This window comes from Yersinia massiliensis (assembly GCF_003048255.1).
Taxonomy (GTDB): domain Bacteria; phylum Pseudomonadota; class Gammaproteobacteria; order Enterobacterales; family Enterobacteriaceae; genus Yersinia; species Yersinia massiliensis_A.
Genome location: NZ_CP028487.1, coordinates 1,896,443 through 1,914,362, shown reverse-complemented (window position 1 = coordinate 1,914,362; position 17,920 = coordinate 1,896,443). Strand labels below are relative to the sequence as shown.

Genomic DNA, 17,920 nt, shown 5'->3' with positions numbered 1-17,920 from the left:
GCGATTAATATCTACACCCGATTTTCATCGGAAGAAAATGAATGCCCAAAGTCGCTTTATATACGTAGGGCTTGACCACTACTAATCTGCGCCAACATACGCTGGCTTATTTGGTTCAAATCCAGTATTTCATTGACACCGCCCATGCCGATGGCCTCACGCGGCATGCCGAAGACCACACAACTGGCTTCGTTTTGTGCGATGGTATAAGCCCCTGCCCGATGCATTTCCAATAAACCGGCGGCACCGTCATTCCCCATACCCGTCAGGATCACGCCAACTGCATTTCGCCCCGCATACTGCGCCACGGATCGAAATAGCACATCGACCGAGGGACGATGGCGATTCACAGCAGGCCCGTCATGGATGCGCACTTGATAGTTTGCCCCACTACGTGCCAATTCCATGTGCCGATCACCGGGTGCAATATAGGCGTGTCCGGGCAATACCCGCTCACCGTCTTCTGCTTCTTTCACCGTAATCTGGCATAACTTATTGAGCCGCTCAGCAAATGAACGGGTAAAACCCGGTGGCATATGCTGAGTAATCAGCAGTGCTGGGCTGGTCGGCGGCAATGGCTGCAACACGGTACGAATGGCTTCGGTTCCCCCAGTCGAAGCCCCGATAGCGATTAATTTTTCGCTACTGAGCAGCGGGGTATGCGTGAGCATCACTGGCGCGTGTTCTGGGCCTCGCTGTGGTAAGCGGGCTTTCGCAGCGGTGCGGATTTTCTCCGCGATCAACTCGCTGTATGCCAGCATCCCCTCTCTGATCCCCAATTGCGGTTTGGTGACAAAATCGATGGCCCCCAATTCCAGCGCTCGCATGGTTATCTCGGAATTTTTACCGGTTAATGATGAAACCATCACCACCGGCATTGGCCGCAAGCGCATCAATTTCTCAAGGAAATCCAACCCATCCATACGGGGCATTTCAACGTCGAGCGTCAAAACCTGTGGATTGAATTTTTTGATCAAATCGCGGGCGACCAAAGGATCGGGTGCAGCAGCAACCATTTCCATATCTGGGTGACTGTTAATAATCTCTGTCATCAACTGACGCATCAATGCAGAATCATCAACGCACAATACTCTGATTTTACTCATCACCTCTCCTTGGTCAGCCCATAAACGGTCTGCCCGCGCAAATAGAATTCCCGACTAATTTGGCTGAAATTCTCCGAGTGACCTGCAAACATCAGGCCGCCGGGTTTTAGCAAAGGGACAAAGCGACGCAGAATGCGCTCCTGCGTTTCTTTATCAAAATAAATCATCACGTTACGACAAAATATCGCATCAAACTGGCCTGGCAAGGCCCAATCCGGTGCCAACAGATTGAGCTGCTGGAACTGGATCATATTGGCCAGATCTGGCCGTACCCGCACCATGCCCTGATGCGGGCCAGTGCCACGCAAGAAGTAGCGTTGCATCTGTTGCGCCGACAATGAACGCAACTCATCTTGCCGATAGACGCCGCTCACTGCTTTGTCTAAAACTTGCGTATCGATGTCACTGGCAATGACTTGGCAAGCGCCCGAACGATTTCCTAGTGCATCACTTAATGTCATGGCAATAGAATAAGGTTCTTCACCCGTCGATGCCGCCGTGCTCCAGACCGAATAAGTTCCCGACCGCTGGCGTGCATGTTCAGCCAGAATCGGAAAATGGTGCGCCTCACGGAAAAAGGCCGTCAGGTTAGTGGTCAGCGCATTAACAAACGCCTGCCACTCTGCACTGTTCGGATCACTTTCTAGCAATGCCAAATATTGACCAAAGTCGTTAATATCCAGCAATCTCAACCGCCTAACTAAGCGGTTATAGACCATTTCTCGTTTGTGATCGGCCAGTACAATACCGGCCCGTTGATAAATAAGTTGGCAAATGCGCCGGAAGTGGACATCCGACAGCGGGAGCCGCTGAATCATCTGGGTCAAAATCGATCCAGATTCTTGGGGTGAAGGTTTCATCCAGTTTCACCCCACAATACCGTCTTCGTTACGCCGTTTGACAATCTGGGATTTCCTTCACAACTGGTTGCTTACCACTGCTCACTGCTGCGTGCCCCTCCCCGTCGTCGCTATCCTGCTCCAAACGAAAAACAGACACTGCATGGGAGAGCAGACTTGCCTGCTCTTCCAATGCGTTAGCCGCAGCCGCAGCCTCTTCCACTAATGCGGCGTTTTGCTGAGTGACCTGATCCATTTGTGTTACCGCGAGTGAAACCTGCTCAATTCCTCGGCTCTGTTCATCCGAAGCGGAAGCGATTTCACCCATAATGTCGGTAACCCGAGTCACTGAGCGAACGATCTCTTCCATGGTAGTCCCCGCATTTTCGACCAGAGTGGACCCCTGGCTCACACGGCTGACCGATTCCTCGATCAACACTTTGATTTCTTTTGCTGCTTGCGCACTGCGCTGGGCTAAATTGCGGACTTCACCGGCGACCACGGCAAACCCGCGCCCCTGCTCACCCGCTCGCGCCGCTTCAACCGCGGCATTTAATGCCAGTATGTTGGTCTGGAAGGCAATACCATCTATCACACTGATGATGGCACCAATCTTCTTCGAACTGGTTTCGATAGCATGCATGGTGGTGACAACACTGCCCGCTAACTCGCCCCCTTTTGCCGCAGTGCCTGAAGCATTTTGCGCCAGTTGCGTGGCTTGACGTGCGTTATCCGCGTTCTGTTTCACCGTCGCGGTCAGTTGCTCCATACTGGCTGCCGTTTGTTCCAATGAAGCGGCTTGCTGTTCAGTTCTCGCCGACAAATCATTGTTGCCAGCAGAAATTTCTTGAATGCCCGTCAACATGGATTGCGTACCGTCACGAACATGACTCACCGTGGTGATAAGTGAGTGCTGCATGGTGCGTAAACTGGCAAACATCTGACTAATTTCATTACGGCCAGATACATCAATCTGACCCGATAAATCTCCCTGCGCGATGCGGTCAAAGTGAGAGCGCATGATCTTCAGGGGGTTAACAAACATGGTCCGCAGCCAGATGAGGGACGAAATCGCCATCGCGATCACCATCAGAATTGCGCCACCAAATATCCACATAGAGAGATGATAAGCCTGCTGATTCCCCGTACCTGCCTCTGCAATCACTTCATTGGCGTATTGCAAGTACTGCAAGAAATCCGCTTCGAATAAATCTTGTGTTTTCTGTGTTGGCTGGTCCATAAACGCTTGTAAATTACCGGCTTCCAGAAAATCGATTAACTGCCGTAGCGAGACGCGTAGATTCTGATAACTGTTTTTGGTCGCTTCCAGCAATTCACCGCCGGTTTCGCTTTCATCCAGCCGTGGCACAGCCAAAAATTGATTGAAATAAAGATCAGCTTTCTGCAATGAGCTACGGGCATTGCCCATTAATGCATTAACTTGCTCCTGAGGAACTTTGAGAGCCGAGCGAGTCCCCGCTCGGTTTAAGGTATTACGCGCTTGAAGTAAGGATACCCAACTGAGGCTTAAAGCATCCCGTTGCTGACTACTGAGATCCACACGATTTAAGTTTTGGTAGTCTGAGCGAAAAGCCGTGAATGACAGACCACTCGAAATTAACTGGATCGTGCAAATTAAGATCAATAACAGGAAAAAGCTGGTAGAAATCCGGATTCGGCTAAACATCGTAACCTCTTCTCAGCCGGCTCGTTGGCCGGCTTTATTTATTTTATCTACCCAGCATCATTGAGTTGGCAGGTAACACCCAGCCCATTTCAGCGATGAAGGGTTGTAGGGTTTTATCTAGAAAGTTTCCCAGTTATCTTGCAGGTCACTTCCCAGTGTTTTTTTCGCAGAGCCGCTCAATTCCTGCGTCGGTTGCTTGGTTTTTTTGACATTTTTGGTGTTACTTGCACTGTCCATACGGAGAACAAATACCGACATGGATTGGGTTAGCATACTGGCTTGCTCTTCCAGTGCGGCGGCGGCAGAGGCTGACTCTTCCACCAAAGAGGCGTTTTGTTGTGTTACGCGGTCCATTTCGGTGACCGCCTGACCCACTTGATCAATACCGCGACTTTGTTCATCCGAGGCGGAAGCGATTTCGCCCATGATGTCGGTGACGCGAGTGACCGCATTAACGATATCGCCCATGGTTTCACCGGCGCTTTCGACCAGTACTGAACCCATATCGACACGGCTAACGGAGTCTTCGATTAAGCCTTTAATTTCTTTTGCCGCTTGAGCACTGCGTTGTGCCAAGTTACGCACTTCACCAGCGACCACGGCAAAACCGCGACCTTGCTCACCCGCACGGGCAGCTTCAACGGCAGCATTCAATGCCAGAATATTGGTTTGGAAGGCAATGCCGTCGATGACGCTGGTAATGTCAGCAATTTTCTGCGAACTACCGGCGATCTCATGCATGGTTTGCACCACGTTCGCGACGACTTTTCCGCCTTTTTGCGCAGTTTCTGAGGCACTCAATGCCAATTGACTAGCCTGACGGGCATTTTCCGCATTCTGTTTCACGGTCGCCGTTAACTGCTCCATGCTAGCGGCAGTTTCTTCCAGCGATGCCGCTTGTTCTTCAGTACGGGCAGACAGATCGTTGTTACCCGCAGCAATTTCAGAAGCGCCGCTGTAGATGGCATCAGCCCCTAAACGGACATCATTGACGGTCGTCGCCAACTCAGTTTGCATGTGTTTCAAACTTGCGGCCAAGGTGCCCATTTCATTGCGGCTATGCACCTCAATGGTCTGAGTTAAATCTCCGTTAGCGATGTGTTTAATGTGCTCAATCAGATGTTTCAGTGGGTTAATCAAGATGTGCTGCATACCCAGCCACACAATGATAATGACAGCCAGCACCGCAATCAGCACGGTCACAATCACGCCCATCGCAAAACTGAAGGACTGGTTGCTATCTTCCACTGCGGAGGCATACAAACGGTCATTCTGTGTCAGGTAGGTGTTGTAATCTTGCTCGAACGCATTTTGGAAGCTAGAGGTTGGCTGATCAAAGAATTCATTGATTTTGCCGGCTTCCATCAATTGGATAAGCTCAGTCAACGCACCAAAATATTGGTCATAGGTTTGTTTTAATTTTTTCGCCGACTCTGCACTTTGTTGGCTATCTTGCGGAATTTGCTCATAATTTTTAAAACGGTCGGCTGCCACACCCAGAGTCCCTTTTGCGGAAGCCAACAGATCATTGACCGTTGGACCACTGCCGGTGTGGTTAACATCCATCATGTAGCGGATGCCGGCGCGGTTCAGTGTATTACGTGTTTGCAGCAGATTTACCCAGCTCTCGTTCAACACTGATTGTTGCTGACGGATAACTTGCAAAACTTCGAAGTTTTCTTTGTCATTTTTCAGGGAGTTGAAGAAAAGCCCGCTGGAAACCAGCTGTAAGGCACCAAATAGCACTAACACCAGCAGCAGGCTGGTGACCACTTTCATACGCTTAAACATGTTGTCCCTTCATAAGTACGTCAAAACATAGGTATGTCAAAATACGGGTACGTCAAATCACAAGACGCCTAATTAAAGGTGTTATCGGCATTAAGGGGGGGAACTTTACTGGAGAGGGGGGATTATTTTTTTCGCACGGTTGGGGATTGGAGCTGGTTTTCGGTTGAGGACTGGATTTGGTTTCGGTTGAGGACTGGATCTGGTTTCGGTTGATAGGCGTTCTGTGGCTACTTTACCCTTGTAGCCTCAACCGAGTCGGGCCGCAGGGCGGCGGCCCAACACCCGCGCCTTTGCGCGAAATATTGCCCTGCGGGTAAACCTCCTACGTCTTTCGGCTAACGAGCCAGCGCAATTCGCATCCATGCTCAAGCGCGCTTTTCGCGGGCGTCCTGCCCGCTCACTCTACCCTCTATCCTCGTCGGCAATATTCCTGATTGCGCTCAACGTCAAAGGCCATAGGCCATGATTTTGACCTTGAAGTTTAAAGCACATTTGAGCTGCCGAATGAAGAGTGAAGGTAGGACGCGAGGCATGGATGCCGAGCAAGCCGTGCTTGAGCAGGAGCGAATCACGGCGGTCCGTCAGCCGAAACGATAAGTGAGGGAACCTGCGAAGCAGGCAAGCGATACGTGCGCAAGCGCGGGGGCTCCAAGGGGGTCACGCGCTTGTGACCCCATTGGCGGTTGAGGCATCAGAGCCAAGGTGATCGCCAATCTCATGTCAACCGAACCGATCACCAGCCCAACCCCCCCCAGCAAAGCAGTCAAGCAATCCGTGCGCAAGCGCGGGGGCTCCAATGGGGTCACGCGCTTGTGACCCCATTGGCGGTTGAGGCATCAGAGCCAAAGTGAGCGCCGATCTCATGTCAACCGAACCGATCACCAAACAAAACAATCGGAGCCACCTGCGAAGCAAACAAGCGATACGTGCGCAAGCGCGGGGGCTCCAATGGGGTCACGCGCTTCTGACCCCATTGGCGGTTGAGGCATCAGAGCCAAAGTGAGCACTGAAGTGATAACAACCGAACCGATCGCTAAGCCAAAACCTTATCCCTTCGCCACCGCATCAATCAACGACATCTCTTCACTACTCAACAACTTCTCAATATCAACCAAAATCAGCATTCTCTCACCCAAAGAGCCTAACCCAGTGAGATACTCCGTCGCTAACGTCACCGCAAACTCAGGCGCTGGGCGGATTTGCTCATTGGTCAATGACAACACATCTGACACGCCATCAACCACAATACCCACGACGCGATGATCCAGATTCAACACGATCACCACGGTATTTTCGTTATAACTTACGCCCTTCTGCGCAAATTTAACCCGCAGGTCAATAATCGGCACAATCACACCACGTAAGTTAGTCACACCCTTGATAAATGCAGGCGTGTTAGCAATACGAGTCACCTGATCGTAACCTCGAATCTCTTGCACTTTCAGAATATCAATGCCGTACTCTTCATCGCCCAGCGTAAAAATCAGGAACTCTTGTCCTACCGTTTCGCCAGCCAGCTTCGTGACGGTTGCTAGTCCTGCCATGTTTTTTACCCTTCAATCAGTAGGTTGAATTTATGTTTTTTTTCAGGGCCGGAAACATCCTTCACAGCCCTGCACCTGTTTTCATATGGATTTAATACAGGCGTCCTATTGGGACATCCGCTATGCGGCGACAGTACTTTCAACCGTCACACGCTTTTCCCGATTTAGGGCCTGCAAAGCAGATACATCAACAATTAACGCGACACTACCATCACCCAAAATGGTCGCGGCTGAAATGCCGGGCACCTTGCGATAGTTACTTTCTAGATTTTTCACCACCACTTGATGCTGGCCAATCAGTTGGTCGACCAACAGCGCATAACGACGGCCAGCACTTTGCAGAATCACAACAATGCCTTGAGTGGCTTCGGTTTTCGCATTTTCAACATCAAATACCCGATACAGTTCTACCAACGGTAGATACTCACCGCGCACTTGTAACACACGTTCTCCGCCCGCCAGCGGGTGCAAATCTTCTGCCAACGGTTGCAGTGACTCCATCACCGCATTGAGCGGCAAAATAAAGACTTCATCACTGACTTTGACAGACATGCCATCAAGGATAGCCAGCGTCAATGGCAGCAAAATACGGATCGATGTCCCTTTACCCGCCTGGAAACTGACTTGCACATGGCCGCCCATTTCCTGAATATTTCGCTTCACCACGTCCATGCCAACGCCACGGCCAGAAACATCCGTCACTTGCTCAGCGGTGGAGAAACCCGGTGCAAAAATCAGCATCCCGACATCTTCATCGCTCATGTGTTCGTTAACGGCCATTCCTTGCGACTGCGCTTTCGCCAAGATTTTCTGCCGATTCAGACCCGCGCCATCATCGAGCACTTCGATGCAAATATTGCCGCCCTGATGTTCCGCTGACAGTGTCAGATTACCAACCGGTTGTTTCCCTGCCGCAACACGGGTTTGCGCATCTTCAATGCCGTGATCGAGACTGTTACGCACCAAGTGCGTTAATGGATCGATAATGCGCTCGATCAGGCTTTTATCCAGTTCGGTCGAGCTGCCCAGTAACGTCAGTTCAACCTGCTTATTCAGTTTGCTGGCCAAGTCACGAACCAAGCGCGGGAAACGGCTGAAGACATACTCCATCGGCATCATGCGGATAGACATGACCGACTCTTGCAAGTCCCGCGCGTTACGTTCCAACTGCCCCATGCTATTGAGCAAATCACCGTTAATCACGGGGTCGAGGATGCTGGATCGCTGTGCAAGCATGGATTGAGTAATAACCAGTTCACCCACCAAATTAATCAGCTGATCGACCTTTTCAACTGCGACGCGAATGCTGGTAGATTCACTAGCTTTCGCTTTCGGCTTCACGTGTTCAGAGCTGGCCGGTGCGGTAACTGCACCAGCAACCTTCGGTGTAGCTTTGATTTCGGCCATCGGTGCGACGGCGGCTTGAGGTACATCAGCTTCTATAACACCGACTTCAGCAACATCCACCTCAACAACATCATCAGTCGCTGCTAATGACTCGGCCTGCACAAAACTGATCTGCTCAGGTTCCAAGACAAAACAGAGTACAGCGCTGATATCATCTTCATTGACGGAAGTAATTAAGGTGGCTTCAAGGCTATCTATCGTTTGATGCGGATCTTGAACTTCCCCGAGATTGCCCAGCTCTTCGAGCATCAATGGGATTTCTTGCTCTTTTAAGCCCGATAAGCGGATGCGCATACCGCCCTGAACTAAAGCTGGCGATTTACCACTAGCCTTGGTTTCCACAACAGCGGCACTTTCACTGCTGGATGTCGCTAAAGGCGTATTCGCGGTGGCCGGTTGGTCTAATGCTTCAAGTGCCAACTGGCGCAAGGCGTGGCAAATATACTCAAAGCTTTCCGCATTGGGTTCCTGCGAGGTTTTATAGGCGTCCAACTGTTCCTGCATAATATCTTTCGTTTCCAAAAACAGGTTGATGATATCAGTGCTCAGACGCATTTCGTCGCGGCGGGCACCGTCCAACAGGTTTTCCAACAGATGGGTTGTCTCTTGCAATACCGTAAAGCCAAACGTCGCTGCCCCACCTTTGATGGAATGAGCCGCGCGGAAAATGGCATTGAGTTGTTCATTGTCTGGTGCCAATGGATCCAGCAAAAGCAAATGCTGTTCCATATCCGCCAGTAGTTCATCTGCTTCATCAAAAAACGTCTGATAAAACGCGGTAATATCCATGCTCACGGTGTCACCTCTACTGTGCGTCGCGGCTTGTCGGAGAGACCGGTACATTACTTGCAGGTGCTGCTGGCAACGCAGTCGTTGGTCCAGTAGCCACTGGGGCAATGTTCCCCGTACTCGATTGTTGTGTTTGTGGTGTCGTCGTTGGCAAGACTGCCGTTGACGATGCTGACGCTGTTGGTGATGCCGTTGGCGCAGCCGGTGCATTCACAGGTACATCAGGTGTTGTCGTTGCAAGCCCTGTCGTAGCAGATGTTGTCGCCGCTGATGGCGGTGCCACACTTGCCCCCGCCACTGCCGAACCTGCTGCGGCCGGTTGCCCCGTCAATTTTGCCGCTGGCGCTGCAGCGGCTGCCGGTGCGACGGGTACAACGCCACTGGTTTCAACCTGCTTCAAACTTTCTGCTTTCTCGATATCCAGCGCTTTGTTATCCAAATTCTCATGCTCAATATCGTGTTGAGTCTGCTTGTTCAGCACTAAGATACTGATGCGGCGGTTAACCGGATCATCCGATGCTTGTTCCTTGAGGCGCATCGTCGAAGCCATGCCGACCACACGTAATACCTTGCCTTCATCCAACCCCCCCGCCAGCAACTCACGCCGTGAAGCATTGGCGCGATCAGCGGATAACTCCCAGTTACTGTACCCGCGTTCACCGCTGGCATAAGGCAGGTCATCGGTATGACCGGACAAACTGATTTTGTTTGGGATGTCATTTAGGATCGGCGCTATGGCACGTAAAATATCGCGCATATAGGGCTCAACCTGTGCGCTCCCCATCTTGAACATCGGCCTATTTTGGCTATCGATAATCTGTATTCTCAGCCCCTCTTCCATCATGTTAATCAACAGATGTGGCCGTAATGCTCTCAGTCGAGGATCAGACTCGATGAGTTGATCCAACTTTTCCCGCAGCTTATTAAGGCGATATTCCTCTTTGCGGCGCTCTTCAGAATCAATGTGTTTGCGTACTTCACCGACTTGTTGGGTTGGGTCATCGCCCCCACCCGGAATGGGGCTAGTACTGGAACTGCTTTTATCGCCGCTGGTCAGCGCAACTTTCAATGGCGTGCGAAAGTATTCTGCAATTTGTGTCAGCTCTTGCGGGCTGGAAACGGAGAGCAACCACATCACCAGAAAGAAGGCCATCATCGCTGTCATAAAGTCAGCGTAAGCGATTTTCCATGACCCGCCATGATGACCACCACCATGTTTGGCCTTACGCTTTTTGACCAGAATAACGGGATGGTTCTGATGCTTCATGCGTCCTCTTCTGTCGCTTGCGGCGCTGGCGCTTTCACTCTGCGCACATGCTCTTCTAACTCAATGAACGATGGACGTTCCGTGGTGTAGAGTGTTTTACGACCAAATTCAACGGCAATTTGCGGCGCATATCCGTTCAGACTGGAAAGCAGCGTTACCTTGATGCACTGCATCATTTTGGTGGTTTCCGCACTCTGTTGACGCAATAAGGTCGCCAAAGGTGAAATAAAGCCGTAGGCCAGCAAAATACCCAAAAACGTCCCCACCATCGCATGGGCTATTAACGCCCCAAGTTCTGCGGCTGGCCGGTCTGCAGAGGCCAAGGCATGTACCACCCCCATGACTGCGGCAACAATACCGAAGGCCGGAAGTGAATCCCCCACCATCGCCAAGCTACCCGCTGGCACTTCGCATTCTTGTTCGTGGGTTTCTATCTCTTCATCCATCAAGGCTTCGATTTCAAAAGCATTCATATTTCCGCTGACAATTAATCGCAAATAGTCAGTAATAAATTCGACTAATAACTTATCGGCCAAAATTCTTGGATAATTAGAGAAAATTTCACTTTCAAGTGGATTTTCTATATCCCGCTCCAGTGACAACATTCCCTGCTGACGGGATTTCGCTAATAGGCGATACAGCAGCGCCATTAAATCCATATACAGGACTTTGTTATATTTAGAGCGGCGCATCAATTTTGGCATTGCCTTCATTGTGGCTTTAATTGCTTTACCATTGTTGCCCACAATAAATGCGCCAATACCTGCCCCGCCGATAATTAAAAACTCAGCTGGCTGATAAAGTGCGCCAAGGTGACCACCAACAATGATGTAGCCACCGAAAACCGCACCCAAGACCACGAGATAACCCAAAATAACTAACACGCGACATCCTTAGCAAAGTGTGTGGGCGGAAGGTGAGGTGTTTGCACCCTTTGAGGGCAATGAGTTGCCATTAACTGGCTACAGGAACGATATCCATATCGCTGCTGTAACCAAAAATTCAGGCAAATCAAAAAAACTCAAACGGCGCGTCTAACCTGCTCATCCAGCAGTTGTGAAGTTATATCGGCAGGTTGCGGAGAAAGTTTACGTTTTTTTACTGCGCGGGAAGGTGGTTGGCAGAGACTGCAAACAAAACTGTTTCGTGGCTGGTGTGCATGGGTGATAAAAGCGCCACCACAGCAATTGCAACCCGAAAGCTGCAACATGCCACTGTCAACGAATCGAACTAGTGTCCAAGCACGGGTTAACGCCAGTAGCGGCGGGATCCCCGCCTGATCAGGGCACTGTTCGAGGTAAAGGCGATAGGCCTTAATGACAGCTTCAACACCGGTGCATTGCCCGCTTTTTAGCAAGAAGCTGTACGCGTTATAAAACATCGATGAGTGAATATTTTGTTCCCAAGTCATAAACCAATCAGTTGAAAATGGGAGCATGCCTTTCGGTGGCGGACTGCCTCTCAGCTCTTTGTAAAGCTTAATTAGGCGGCCCCGACTAAGTTGCGTTTCGCTTTCAAGCATCTGTAAACGCGCACCCAAAGTGATTAACTCCATTGCCAAATGAATATCTTTGGCTTCTTGGACAATACTTTTCTCAACCATCTGTCATGCTCTTTTCTTGGGCACGCTACCGTCTTTTGACGATAGTTCGTGGAGTAAGTGGCTAGACAATAGAATTCCGGTGTGGATTTGCTGCAAGTCATCCACACGAGATTCTTTCGTCAGATGATGAATAGTGTTGTGATCACCAAAACGGAAATGACAAACCAATTGGTTAGTTTCAGCCAATTTAACCATTTGCGGTAATGTTAACTGCGATAATGCATCCGCCATCGCGTCAGTAATACCTAAGCGAAACATAGCTGAGGCTTTCTCATCGTTAATTAATCGCTGCGCTAAGAGCAAATATGACAAATTAATATCATAAATATGTTTGAGTAATTCAGACGTACTCATTTTATACATCCCGACAGATTATGTTTTAACACATAAGTTGGATGATAGTATTCTTCACCCAAGACCTGGGATCCTTCCCGTTATACAGTTAATTAAAACCCATAAAACTAAAAGTAATTGAAATCTACTGGTGCTAAGTTGCAAAAAAATACGCTTTGGGTCTGAAACAGCATGTCGTCGGTTTGGCAGCTGAACTTTGCGCTGCTCTGATAATGCCCTCACGCCATGAAACTTTTTTTACAAAATAATAGGAATATTCCTAAAGAGGCCCAACTCTACTCCCGAATCATTAGCACATACAATGTGACTAGTGATTCATTTTAAATGTAATGTGACAGAGGTCACAAAAATAAAATAAAAAGCTGCTACCTTGCATTTAAATTGTTCATTTTTTGACCGTCGCAATGATCAAAAAATAGCCAGAAGTCAGAAAAGAGCTAAAAAAGTAAGGATATAGGCCCAATTCTCAGTGTTTTTAGATCAATTCGAACAAATGCATTCCTAAAGCAAAATAGCAGAACATAAATCTGTCATAACCCGAAATTATTAGCATCACGCGCTGAAAACGCCCGAGATTACTCGGTAAGACTATTAGTAACCTCAGAAACTATTTTGTTTTAACGAATATTTATGCGCTTGCTGACAAAATCATTCTCCGAACATTTATTAACCAATTGCGATATTGGCGTTAAGAAGTCCGATATCTCGTCTTGATAAAGGCAGCAAAGGTAACTACATGTTTCGCTTTTACGTAACCGGATACATTTTCATCAAGCACATTTTCAACTTTGGTTCATATCCGCATTTTTGCAAGGGGTTTGTGAACAAAATGTAAGATATTTTAATAAATAATGTTTAAAACATAAGTTTCATATCTGTTTTATCTCCCCGTCCATTATTTAAACCAATGCAATAAAAGGTATTTTTGTCAGTAACGGGCAATTGTGATTAACCTCCCATTTCTAAAAGGTGCGATCCCCTAATCTTTAATCTGTAGCACAGCTAATGAGAATTCAAAAAATGGGATACCGAAATGTATTAGTTGCCGTCGCGTTGTCACCTGATAGCCAAAAATTAGTGAATAAAGCGGTTTCTATTGTCCGCCCCTATCAAGGTAATATTTCTTTAATTACGCTCACTACCGAACCAGAAATGTACAGTAGCTATGCTGCACCCATGCTCGGTGACTTACGGTCTGTGTTACAGGAAGAAGCGCAGTTATTTATGGAAGAGCTAGCCATTAATGCCAATTACCCTATTGGAAGTAAAACCGTGATCCACGGTGAATTTGCCGAGAGCTTGGCTTACCGTTGCCAACAACAACATATTGATTTAGTTATCTGTGGTAACCACAGCGCCAAACTGATAAATAAATTCACGTGTTCTGCGTCTCGATTGATTAACACCAGCGCAGTGGACGTCTTGATCGTCCCACTTTAATTCACCTCTGCATCCTTTCAACATCGCGGCATTACCTTGCCTCAATGACAGCACCATTTTATCTCGCCATTACCGCACTATTAGCTGATATCAGTTTAAGAAGTTCAACTATCCTTTTCTCCAATCACTTATTTAGCGCCCCTATTTTGCTCTCTCACAGTAAGGGAATCTGATGCCTCAAGATAAAATGAATAATCGCCGTATTCTGTTGGCTTCACGTCCTCACGGCACGCCAACCCACGAGAACTTCACCTTAGATATTCAACCTATTGCGCAACCGATGGCGGGCGAGGTATTACTTCGTACTCGTTATTTGTCTCTTGATCCCTATATGCGTGGCAGGATGAGCGACGCACCCTCCTATGCTGCCCCAGTTCAGATTGGCGATGTGATGGTCGGCGGTGCCGTGTCACGTGTTGAGGCATCAAATCATCCTGATTTTCAGGTGGGTGATTGGGTGCTGGCACGAAGCGGTTGGCAAGACTATGCGATATCCGATGGCTCAGATATCCGTAATTTAGGGCCGCAACTTTCTCACCCTTCACGCGCGTTAGGGGTTCTAGGGATGCCCGGCTTCACTGCCTATATGGGGCTATTGGACATTGGGCAACCAAAAGCGGGGGAAACGTTGGTGGTCGCCGCCGCCAGTGGAGCCGTCGGGTCTGTCGTGGGACAAATCGGCAAATTGAAAGGCTGCAAAGTCGTTGGGATCGCTGGAGGGGCTGAAAAATGCCGCTATGTGGTCGAAGAGTTAGGTTTCGATGCCTGTATTGATCATCGAGCTACCGATTTTGCACAACAGTTGGAAAATGCGTGTGCTGAAGGCATTGATATTTATTACGAGAATGTGGGTGGTGCGGTATTTGACGCGGTGTTGCCATTGCTGAACCCACGAGCACGTATCCCGGTTTGTGGCTTGATTGCTCGCTATAACGACACGGAGTTACCCGATGGCCCCGATCGTTTGCCGTTGTTGCAAAGTATCATTCTGCGCAAGCGCATTAGGATGCAAGGTTTTATCATTTTCGATGATTATGGCCACCTCTTCGATGATTTTTTGCAGCAGATGACGCAATGGGTTGATCAGGGAAAGATCAAATTCCGCGAAGATTTGGTTGATGGATTAGAGAATGCACCGCAAGCTTTTATTGGTCTACTTGAAGGTGAAAACTTTGGCAAATTAGTCATTCGCGTCAGTCACGAATAGCGATAGGTATTTAAGCCATCATCAATCCGAGGCCAATCGGCCCCGGATTTTTTTATCGACTCATATTACGTATTCATCAAACCATCAGAACCACTTGCCAAAACGACGGATATAGAATTGCTTCATCAGTTGTGCCACGACGCAGTAGCTGATCAGTGTCCCTGCTAACCATGGGAAATACTCCCACGGGAGTGGTACTAAACCAACCAATGCACCCAGTGGTGAGAACGGTATGTAGATACCGATTGCCATGATGAGCCCTGTCGTCAGCAACACAGGCAATGCAGCGGTGCTTTGAATAAACGGAATCTTTTGTGTACGCAACATATGGACAACCAACGTCTGCGATAACAGCCCTTCAATAAACCAGCCAGACTGGAACAAAGCCTGATGTTCGACACTGTTCGCGGCAAAAACAAACCACATCAGCGCAAAAGTAGTGATATCAAAAATGGATGATGTTGGCCCAATCCAAATCATAAAGCGGCCAATATTTTTAGCATCCCACTTACGTGGTTTACGTAAAAACTCTTTGTCCATTTTGTCCCACGGTAATGAAAGCTGGGAAATGTCATACATCAGGTTTTGTAACAGGAGGTGGATAGCTAACATCGGCAGGAATGGAATGAATGCGCTGGCAACGAGAACCGAGAACACATTACCGAAATTAGAACTGGCCGTCATATTCAGGTATTTGATGATATTACCGAAGGTTTCACGCCCAATGATCACGCCCTCTTCGAGCACCATCAGATTCTTTTCTAGCAGAATGATATCTGCCGATTCTTTGGCGATATCGGTGCCGGTATCAACCGAGATCCCCACATCCGCATCGCGCAATGCTGGCGCATCATTGATGCCATCGCCCAAGAACCCCACGGTGTGCCCATTGCTTTGCAGCATTTTGAGCACGCGCGATTTTTGTAAAGGTGTCAGTTTGGTAAACACGGTGCGCAGTTCAACTTCTCGCGCCAGTGTTTCATCATCCATGCCTTCAATTTCACGCCCACTCAGCGGCTCACCGGGTTCTAATCCCACATCACGGCAGATTTTCGCGGTAATAATCGGGTTATCACCCGTCAACACTTTGACCGCGACACCATTTTCACGCAATGCGGTAATCGCCGCTTCGGCACTTTCTTTCGGTGGATCGAGGAACGTCAGCAACCCTTGAACAACCAGATCACGTTCATCCGCAATATTCAGCGGCAATTCGCTGACCTGCGTACCTAACTCTCGCGTTGCCAACAGTAAGACACGAAAACCGTCTTCGTTATACTGTGTCGCTAACGCCAATAATTGTGCACGCCGAGTCTCATCCAACGGAAATATTTCATTCCCCTCACGGACTTGAGTACAGATGCTAAGCATCTCTTCCACGGCACCTTTACAGATCAAACGCTGATTTTGCTGCTCATCTTTTACCACAATCGATAAGCGGCGACGAACGAAATCAAAGGGCAACTCATCCACTTTATTAAAGCCACGCAATGCGTCTATCTCAGGTTTGCCTCGGCTAAATTTGATAACCGCCTGATCCATGAGATTGCGCATACCGCTTTGGTGATAACTGTTTAACCAAGCCAGTTGCAATACTTTTTGATCATTACTGCCATTAGCATCTAAATGGTGTTCCAGAATAATCCGGTCTTGCGTCAATGTGCCTGTTTTATCCGTACACAAGACATCCATCGCACCAAAGTTCTGAATGGCATTCAGTCGTTTGACCACAACTTTACGCCGCGACATCGCAATCGCGCCTTTAGCCAAGTTAGAGCTGACGATCATCGGCAACATTTCAGGGGTTAATCCCACTGCAACAGCCAATGCAAATAGTGCTGCCTCGCTCCAATCCCCTTTTGTAAAGCCATTAATCAGCAATACGATGGGGACCATGACCAGCATAAAGCGGATCAATAACCAACTAACGCTATTAACACCACGATCAAAAGCTGTTTGGGCACGGCTTCCAACAATCGATTTGGCCAGTGATCCAAAGTAAGTATGCCCGCCAGTCGCAACTACTACCGCGACTGCCGTGCCGCTTGCCACGTTGGTGCCCATCAAACAGATATTGGACAACTCAAGCAGTTCACTCTCACTACTGCCATCTGCATCAACTGATTTTGAGCTGACATTTCCCATCGCATCGTACTTTTCAATGGGTATGGCTTCGCCAGTCAGAATAGCTTGGCTAATAAACAGATCTCTGGACTTTATTAGCCGTAAATCGGCTGGGATCATATCCCCAGCAGAGAGCAGAATGATATCGCCTGGGACTAACTGCTTTATGGCGATTTCCTGTTTAGCCGGCTGAGCACTGTGGCTGCTACGGCGTAATACAGTTGCCGTGGTACGAACCATGGACTTTAGTGCTTCCGCGGCTTTATTGGTGCGAAACTCTTGCCAGAAACGTAATAGCCCACTGATCAGAACCATCGTGACAATAATGATGACACCAACCAGATCGGTTTCTTCGCCACTTTGTAATGGCAACCAATAATCAGTGAAGAAACTGATTATGGCCAAAATCATCAGTACAAAAATAAAGGGGTTATTAAATGCACTCAATAGTTGGGTTAATGCTGGAGGCGCTTTCTCATGGGCAACTTGGTTGATCCCATATAATTCCAACCGCTCTTTGGCATCTTCCTCTGTCAGGCCATTTAGGTTCGCATTTAACTTAGATAATGTTTGATCCAAGCTATTCTTAGCCTCTAGCGCAATAGCAAAAGGTTTATTATTGCTTTTGGCTGTACCTGTCTTTTTAAATTTGGTCATAACGCATCTCTTTTAATTCTAAACGCACAGGGCTACCCTACTCGAATATTGAGAAGTATTTGTGCTGAACTATTATTTATTGCGCTGCCAACTTTATATTTAATT

At 48.5% G+C, this 17,920-nt stretch carries 13 protein-coding genes; 2 read left to right on the top strand and 11 right to left on the bottom strand.

Going from position 1 to position 17,920, the window contains the following annotated elements; translation table 11 throughout:
- Positions 1-56: 56 nt before the first annotated feature.
- The 10 genes from DA391_RS08775 to flhD form a co-directional block, all read right to left on the bottom strand.
- A complete protein-coding gene (locus DA391_RS08775; RefSeq protein WP_005164481.1) occupies positions 57-1,106 on the bottom strand; it encodes a protein-glutamate methylesterase/protein-glutamine glutaminase in 1,050 nt (349 codons plus the stop codon).
- Positions 1,106-1,924: a protein-glutamate O-methyltransferase CheR gene (gene cheR, locus DA391_RS08770; RefSeq protein ID WP_230820146.1), complete on the bottom strand. Its 819-nt coding sequence runs from the start codon at positions 1,922-1,924 to the stop codon at positions 1,106-1,108. Before cheR ends, DA391_RS08775 begins: the two co-directional genes overlap by 1 nt.
- A 70-nt stretch (positions 1,925-1,994) precedes the next feature.
- Positions 1,995-3,632, bottom strand: a complete 1,638-nt coding sequence (locus DA391_RS08765) for a methyl-accepting chemotaxis protein (RefSeq protein ID WP_108087551.1) — start codon at positions 3,630-3,632, stop codon at positions 1,995-1,997.
- A gap of 117 nt (positions 3,633-3,749) precedes the next feature.
- Entirely contained in the window at positions 3,750-5,423 is a 1,674-nt protein-coding gene (locus DA391_RS08760) for a methyl-accepting chemotaxis protein (RefSeq protein WP_049605616.1), read from the bottom strand.
- 1,046 nt (positions 5,424-6,469) lie between these two features.
- Positions 6,470-6,967: a chemotaxis protein CheW gene (cheW, locus tag DA391_RS08750; RefSeq protein WP_048616040.1), complete on the bottom strand. Its 498-nt coding sequence runs from the start codon at positions 6,965-6,967 to the stop codon at positions 6,470-6,472.
- Positions 6,968-7,087: 120 nt separating this feature from the next.
- A complete protein-coding gene (gene cheA, locus DA391_RS08745) occupies positions 7,088-9,163 on the bottom strand; it encodes a chemotaxis protein CheA (RefSeq protein ID WP_167398218.1) in 2,076 nt (691 codons plus the stop codon).
- 16 nt (positions 9,164-9,179) lie between these two features.
- Positions 9,180-10,430 carry a flagellar motor protein MotB gene (gene motB / locus DA391_RS08740; protein WP_108087548.1) on the bottom strand — a complete coding sequence of 417 codons (1,251 nt, stop codon included), beginning with the start codon at positions 10,428-10,430 and terminating at the stop codon, positions 9,180-9,182.
- The gene (motA, locus tag DA391_RS08735; RefSeq protein WP_050083775.1) at positions 10,427-11,314 is read right to left on the bottom strand and encodes a flagellar motor stator protein MotA; all 888 of its coding nucleotides are present in this window, start codon (positions 11,312-11,314) and stop codon (positions 10,427-10,429) included. The genes motB and motA overlap by 4 nt, the downstream gene beginning before the upstream one ends.
- Before the next feature lie 137 nt (positions 11,315-11,451).
- Positions 11,452-12,033, bottom strand: a complete 582-nt coding sequence (gene flhC / locus DA391_RS08730) for a flagellar transcriptional regulator FlhC (protein ID WP_019210386.1) — start codon at positions 12,031-12,033, stop codon at positions 11,452-11,454.
- A gap of 3 nt (positions 12,034-12,036) precedes the next feature.
- Positions 12,037-12,387: a flagellar transcriptional regulator FlhD gene (gene flhD / locus DA391_RS08725; protein WP_049611105.1), complete on the bottom strand. Its 351-nt coding sequence runs from the start codon at positions 12,385-12,387 to the stop codon at positions 12,037-12,039.
- 1,020 nt (positions 12,388-13,407) lie between these two features.
- Between flhD and uspC the strand changes: the two genes are divergently transcribed.
- Both uspC and DA391_RS08715 read left to right on the top strand, forming a co-directional pair.
- Positions 13,408-13,827 (top strand): universal stress protein UspC, encoded by a 420-nt coding sequence (uspC, locus tag DA391_RS08720; protein ID WP_050083776.1) that lies wholly within the window; start codon positions 13,408-13,410, stop codon positions 13,825-13,827.
- Between the two features lie 172 nt (positions 13,828-13,999).
- On the top strand, positions 14,000-15,034 hold the full coding sequence (locus tag DA391_RS08715) for an NADP-dependent oxidoreductase (protein ID WP_108087547.1): 1,035 nt from the start codon (positions 14,000-14,002) through the stop codon (positions 15,032-15,034).
- Positions 15,035-15,118: 84 nt separating this feature from the next.
- Here the strand turns inward: DA391_RS08715 and mgtA are convergent, their stop codons facing one another.
- A complete protein-coding gene (gene mgtA, locus DA391_RS08710) occupies positions 15,119-17,815 on the bottom strand; it encodes a magnesium-translocating P-type ATPase (protein ID WP_050083778.1) in 2,697 nt (898 codons plus the stop codon).
- Between the last annotated feature and the right edge of the window lie 105 nt (positions 17,816-17,920).